The sequence below is a fragment of the Dietzia sp. DQ12-76 genome, from assembly GCF_014145045.1.
Taxonomy (GTDB): Bacteria; Actinomycetota; Actinomycetes; order Mycobacteriales; family Mycobacteriaceae; genus Dietzia.
On record NZ_JAALDV010000292.1, the window covers coordinates 1 to 5,642 of the forward strand.

Annotated in this window: 7 protein-coding genes; 3 read left to right on the forward strand and 4 right to left on the reverse strand. The window is 70.5% G+C overall.

From position 1 onward, the window contains the following. Positions 1 to 719 (reverse strand): endonuclease III (nth, locus tag G6019_RS10455; RefSeq protein WP_182627539.1); only part of this gene is annotated, 719 nt, incomplete at its 3' end. Positions 720 to 1,035: 316 nt separating this feature from the next. Here nth and G6019_RS10460 point away from each other — a divergent pair. After that, positions 1,036 to 1,740: a Crp/Fnr family transcriptional regulator gene (locus G6019_RS10460; protein WP_017838335.1), complete on the forward strand. Its 705-nt coding sequence runs from the start codon at positions 1,036 to 1,038 to the stop codon at positions 1,738 to 1,740. A 103-nt stretch (positions 1,741 to 1,843) separates the two neighbouring features. On the opposite strand, the gene G6019_RS10465 is transcribed toward G6019_RS10460, so the two are convergent. The 3 genes from G6019_RS10465 to G6019_RS10475 are packed head-to-tail and all read right to left on the reverse strand — an operon-like array spanning position 1,844 to position 3,368. Beyond that, complete coding sequence (locus G6019_RS10465) at positions 1,844 to 2,686, reverse strand: MBL fold metallo-hydrolase (protein ID WP_107755628.1); 843 nt, start codon at positions 2,684 to 2,686, stop codon at positions 1,844 to 1,846. A gap of 32 nt (positions 2,687 to 2,718) precedes the next feature. Further along, on the reverse strand, positions 2,719 to 3,198 hold the full coding sequence (locus G6019_RS10470) for a RidA family protein (RefSeq protein ID WP_107755627.1): 480 nt from the start codon (positions 3,196 to 3,198) through the stop codon (positions 2,719 to 2,721). Beyond that, a complete protein-coding gene (locus G6019_RS10475; protein WP_107755626.1) occupies positions 3,198 to 3,368 on the reverse strand; it encodes a hypothetical protein in 171 nt (56 codons plus the stop codon). The genes G6019_RS10470 and G6019_RS10475 overlap by 1 nt, the downstream gene beginning before the upstream one ends. A 65-nt stretch (positions 3,369 to 3,433) precedes the next feature. Between G6019_RS10475 and G6019_RS10480 the strand changes: the two genes are divergently transcribed. Beyond that, complete coding sequence (locus G6019_RS10480) at positions 3,434 to 4,513, forward strand: ArsA-related P-loop ATPase (protein WP_182612745.1); 1,080 nt, start codon at positions 3,434 to 3,436, stop codon at positions 4,511 to 4,513. A 2-nt stretch (positions 4,514 to 4,515) separates the two neighbouring features. Next, a complete protein-coding gene (locus G6019_RS10485) occupies positions 4,516 to 5,622 on the forward strand; it encodes an ArsA family ATPase (RefSeq protein ID WP_107755624.1) in 1,107 nt (368 codons plus the stop codon). Positions 5,623 to 5,642: the final 20 nt, after the last annotated feature.

Sequence of the window (5,642 nt, forward strand, 5' to 3'; positions counted from 1 at the left end):
ACCGGGTCGAGCGGGCCGACCTCGCCGGCGGACGGGCAGTCCGAGGCCAGGGCACACGCACCGCAGGCCGCCGTCCTCGCGTGACAGACCCGGCGACCGTGGAAGATGATCCGGTGGCTGGCGTCGGTCCAGGTGGGCCGGGGCAGCAGCGCGGCCACCTCGCGCTCGATGCGCACCGGGTCGGTGGCCTCTGTCCACTTCCACCGGGCGACCAGACGCATGAAGTGGGTGTCCACCGTCAGTCCGGGCACACCGAACGCGTTGCCGAGCACCACGTTGGCCGTCTTCCGTCCGAATCCGGGGAGGGTGACCAGGTCCTCGAGCCGCCGCGGAACCTCGCCGTCGAACTTCTCCACCAGCGCCGCACCCAGCCCCTGGATACTCCGCGCCTTGTTGCGGTAGAAGCCGGTCGGTCGGATCAGTGTCTCCAGTTCCTCACGGTCCGCGCCCGCGTAGTCGGCCGCGGTCCGATACCGGGCGAACAGCGCCGGCGTGACCTCGTTGACGCGCTTGTCCGTGCACTGCGCGGACAGGATCGTCGCGACGCTCAGCTCGAGCGGGTTCCGGAAATCCAGCTCGCAGTAGACGTGGGGGAACGCGTCCTCCAGGGTGCGGAGCATGCGCCGGGCGCGGCGGGTGCGCCCGAGGTCGGTTTCCACCCCCCTCGCGGCCACCCCTCGTCTGCGGCGCTTCACGGAAGCTGGAGCGGGGTCGGGCATGCGTCCACATTACGGCCCGGGCCACCTGCGGGTGAGCCGGCCGCACGTGCGCGTCGGCCCGCGGGGGTGTTTACTCGGGGGCATGCAGGGAATCCTCGTCGTCCTGGTCCCGGTCCTCCTCGCCGGGTTCGCCCTCTTGATGGACCGGTTCGAGGCCTCCATTCTGGCCGAGCCGGAGCAGATCGAGAACTGACCCACCCCGGTCGCCGCGGGTTGGTCACACCGGGGGCACCGGAACGGCTACAGTGGCTCTCGCCACACGCACGCCATGGCGCGGACCTCGCTCGTCCTCGCCCGAACGGGAGGGTCACGGACTGTGACGATAGATCGCCGCACGGACCAGTCGGCCGACGACGTACTCACCCGGGCCGGCATCTTCCAGGGTGTCGAGCCCGCGGCCATCTCGGCGCTGCGTGCCGACCTGACCCGCGAGGAGTACTCGAAGGGTGATGTGATCATCCGCGAGGGCGAGCAGGGCGACAGCCTCTACATCGTCACGTCGGGCAAGGTGAAGCTCTCCCGCAAGGCCCCGGACGGTCGCGAGAATCTGCTGTCCATCCTCGGCCCCTCGGACATGTTCGGTGAGCTGTCGATCTTCGACCCGGGCCCGCGCACCTCGTCCGCGGTCTGCGTCACCGATGTCTCCGTGCAGTCCATGGACCGCTCGGCCCTGAAGCGGTGGATCTCCGAGCGGCCCGAGATCTCCGATCAGCTGCTGAGGGTGCTCGCCCGCCGTCTGCGCCGCACCAACAACAACCTCGCCGACCTCATCTTCACCGATGTGCCCGGTCGCGTGGCCAAGGCGCTGCTGCAGCTGGCCCAGCGCTTCGGCACCCAGGAGGGCGGCAACATCCGCGTGACGCACGACCTCACGCAGGAGGAGATTGCCCAGCTCGTCGGCGCCTCCCGCGAGACGGTCAACAAGGCCCTGGCCGAGTTCGCACACCGGGGTTGGCTGCGCCTCGAAGGCAAGAGCGTCATCATCTCCGACACCGAGCGCCTGGCCCGGCGCGCCCGCTGAGGCCCGCCGAGCCGCCCCGGCCCATCGACAAGAGCGTTCCGCACACCTCCCTCGAGAAGGGGTGCGGAACGCTCTTGTCGTAGGGCGGGCCGGGTCGGCCGGTCTAACCGGACCGATCCAGATAGCGCAGGGCCACGAGGGTGGACTGCTCGGCCACTTTGAGCAGGAACGGAGAGACATCCCGGTAGATGTGCTGCGTGATGACCTCGGCGGACGCATCGGGTCCCAGCACGTCCCGGGCTGCCGCGATCTGCTCTAGCCGGTCCCGCCGGTGACGGGCCAGCACCTGGGCGGCGCGAGCGGTATCGGCCACATCCGGACCGTGGCCGGGGATGCCCACCACGCCGTCGGCGCGGGCGGACAGCTGGTCGAGGCTCTGTAGGTAGTCCCCCAGATCGCCGTCGGTGGAGTCCAGAACGGTCGAGTCGCGACCCAGGATCGTGTCGCCGAGCACCACACAGTCCGCGCGCGCGGTGAACCCGGCACCCGCCGGACGCACCTCGAGACTGATCGAGTCCGCGGTGTGCCCGGGAGTGGCCAGCACGGTGAGGTCCAGCCCGGCGGCGTGGATCACCTCGTCGTCGTCGCCCCCCGTCACCAACGGCGCCGCATCCCGGCAGTACACCGGTCCGACCGCCCGGACCGGCGCGCCGGTCAGCGCCCGGAGGTCGTCGATCCCGCCGGTGTGGTCCCCGTGTCGATGGGTGATGACGACGAGCTCGATCTCGCCCACGATCGCGGCGATCCGCTCAGCGTGCGCGCGATTCTCCGGCCCGGGGTCCACCACCACGGCGGTGCGCGATCCGGGGGCCCGCAGCACCACCGTGTTGGTCCCCTCGAAGGTCATCTCCGAGGGGTTGTCGCAGAGGATCACCCCGGCCAGGTCCGTGACGGGGCGCAGGGTCTCGTACGCCGGGAACGTGATCGGGGCCAGGCCGCCGGTCATCGGCATTCTCCGTCCCGGGCCACCGTCCGGCCCTATCCCTCGACCTCGACGATGAGCTCGACCTCGACGGGCGCGTCGAGCGGCAGCTCGGAGACCCCGACCGCGGAGCGGGCGTGGACGCCGGCGTCCCCGAACACCTCACCCAGCAGATCCGAGGCGCCGTTGACCACCGCGGGCTGGGCGTTGAAGCCCGGGGCCGACGCGACGAAGCCGACGACCTTGACGATCCGCACCACCGAGTCGATGCCCACCAGGCCGTCCACGGCGGCGAGTGCGTTGAGGGCACAGGTCCGGGCGAGATCAGCCGCCGTCTCCGGGGACACCGCGGCACCGACCTTGCCGGTCGCGGCGAGAGCGCCGTCGATCATCGGCAGCTGACCGGAGGTGTAGACGTAGGCGCCCGTCCGCACGGCGGGCGCGTAGTTGGCGAGCGGGGGGACGACGGTCGGCAGGTCGATCCCCAGCTGCTCGAGCTTGCGGGTCCAGTACCCGCCGCCCTCGCCCTCCGGCATCAGAGCCGACGCTTGAGGTAGGCGACGTGCTGCTCACCGGTGGGGCCGGGCAGGACGGAGACCAGCTCCCAGCCGTCACCGCCCCACTGGTCGAGGATCTGCTTGGTGGCGTGGGTGAGCAGCGGGACCGTCACGTACTCGAACCGGGCTGCGGGGGTGGATTCGCTCATGCCCCCACTCTAGGGAAGTCGCCGGCGGCCCGCGCGCCGTGGTGGAACCGCTTAGGGTGGACCGCATGCCGTCCACCGACACACCAGGAACGCAATCGACCCAGTCGGGTACGTCGAGTCAGTCCGTGAGGTCGACGATCGCCGACGAGCTGTCCACCGGCTGGTCCGACGCCTCCGCCCGCGCGGACCTCCACTACGTCTCCGGCAAGGGGGGCACCGGCAAGACCACGGTCGCCACCTCGCTCGCGCTGGCACTGGCCTCGACCGGACAGCGCGTCCTGCTGGTGGAGGTCGAGGAACGCCAGGGCATCGCGCGGATCTTCGACCGCTCGCCGCTGCCGTACCGCGAGGAACTCGTGGCCCGGGTCGACGGCGGTGGCAAGGTGTTCGCGCTGGCCATCGACATCGAGGCCGCGATGCTCGACTACCTCGACACCTTCTACCACCTCGGGGTGGTGGGCAAGGTGATGAAGTCGGTGGGCGCGATCGAATTCGCCACCACCATCGCACCCGGCCTCAAGGACGTTCTCCTGACCGGCAAGATCTACGAGGTCGTCACGCGCCAACACGCCAAAAAGGAAGTGGTGTACGACGCGGTCGTCGTCGACGCCCCGCCCACCGGTCGCATCGGCAAGTTCCTCGACGTGACCACCGCGATGGCCGACCTCGCCGCCGGCGGGCCCATCCGTCGTCAGGCCGATGCCGTCGCCGAGCTGGTCCACTCCCCGCAGACGGTCGTGCACCTGGTGACCCTGCTCGAATCGCTGCCCGTCCAGGAGACCATCGAGGCGATCGAGGAGCTCCGGTCCCATGATCTGCGGGTGGGTCAGGTGATCATCAACCGAGCGGAGACCCGGCACCTCGACGACGACGCGCTGCAGCGGATCGCCGAGGAGGACATCGACGCCGAGGCGGTGCTGGCCGGTCTCGAGGAGACCGGTGTGGAGCTCGACGACGAGGGGCTGCAGGGGCTCCTGGTGGAGGCCATCGAGCACGCCCGCGTCGCACGCGGACAGCTCACCGCCGGCGAGACCCTGACCTCGTCCGGCTGCCCGACCCTCGTGCTGCCGGCCCTGCCCAACGGCGTCGAGGTCTCCGACCTGTACGACCTCGCCTCCGCCCTCGCCGACCAGGGAGTGCACTGATCATGACTCGTCGTCTCGACATCACCGGACTGCTCACAGACCCGGCGACCCGGGTTGTGGTCTGCACCGGCGCCGGCGGGGTGGGCAAGACCACCACCGCCGCCGCGGTGGCCCTGCGCGCCGCCGAACTCGGCCGCGACACCGTGGTCCTCACCATCGACCCGGCCCGGCGCCTCGCGCAGGCGCTGGGGATCGACGACCTCTCGAACGAACCGTCCCGCGTGGACCTGGGACCGGAGCACGCGGATTCGGACGGGTCGTTGCACGCGATGATGCTCGACATGCGTCGCACGTTCGACGAGCTGGTCATCGCCAACACCACGGCCGAGAAGGCGCAGTCCATCCTGGACAACCACTTCTACAAGACCATGGTCACCTCGTTCGCTGGGACGCAGGAGTACATGGCCATGGAGAAGCTGGGGCAGCTGCTCGACGACTCGACGTGGGACCTCGTCGTGGTCGACACCCCTCCCTCACGCAACGCGCTCGACTTCCTCGACGCCCCGCGCCGCCTGGGCGCCTTCATGGACAGTCGCCTCATGCGGGTGTTCGCGGCGCCCGGCCGCGGCGTCGGCCGCTTGATGACCGGTGCCATGAGCACCGCCATGCGGGGGGTGTCGGCGGTCGTCGGGTCCTCCATGCTCAAGGACGCCTCCGAGATGGTGGTGGCCCTGGACTCCACCTTCGGCGGGTTCGCCACGCGGGCCTCCCGCACCCAGGCGATCCTGCGGCGCAAGGGCACCGAGTTCCTGGTGGTCTCCTCCGCGGAGCGGCCCGCCCTCCGCGAGGCCGCGTTCTTCACCGAACGACTGTCGGAGGAGTCGATGCCGCTCGCGGGGGTCGTGATCAACCGCACCCACCCGCGGCTCACCGACCTGACAGCCGAGCAGGCGTGTGCGGCCGCCGACCGGTTGGCGGGGAACCCCGAGGCGGAGGCGGTGCTGCGGATCCACGCCGACCGGGCCGGGACGGCCAAGCAGGAGGTCCGCCTCCTGGAGTCCTTCACCGACACCCATCCGGATGTGCGGATCGTGGGAGTGCCCTCGCTCCCGTTCGAGATCTCCAACCTGGAGGCGTTGCGCTCGGTCGGCGACCAGCTCTGCGGGTGAACCGACTGAGTGGGTGAACC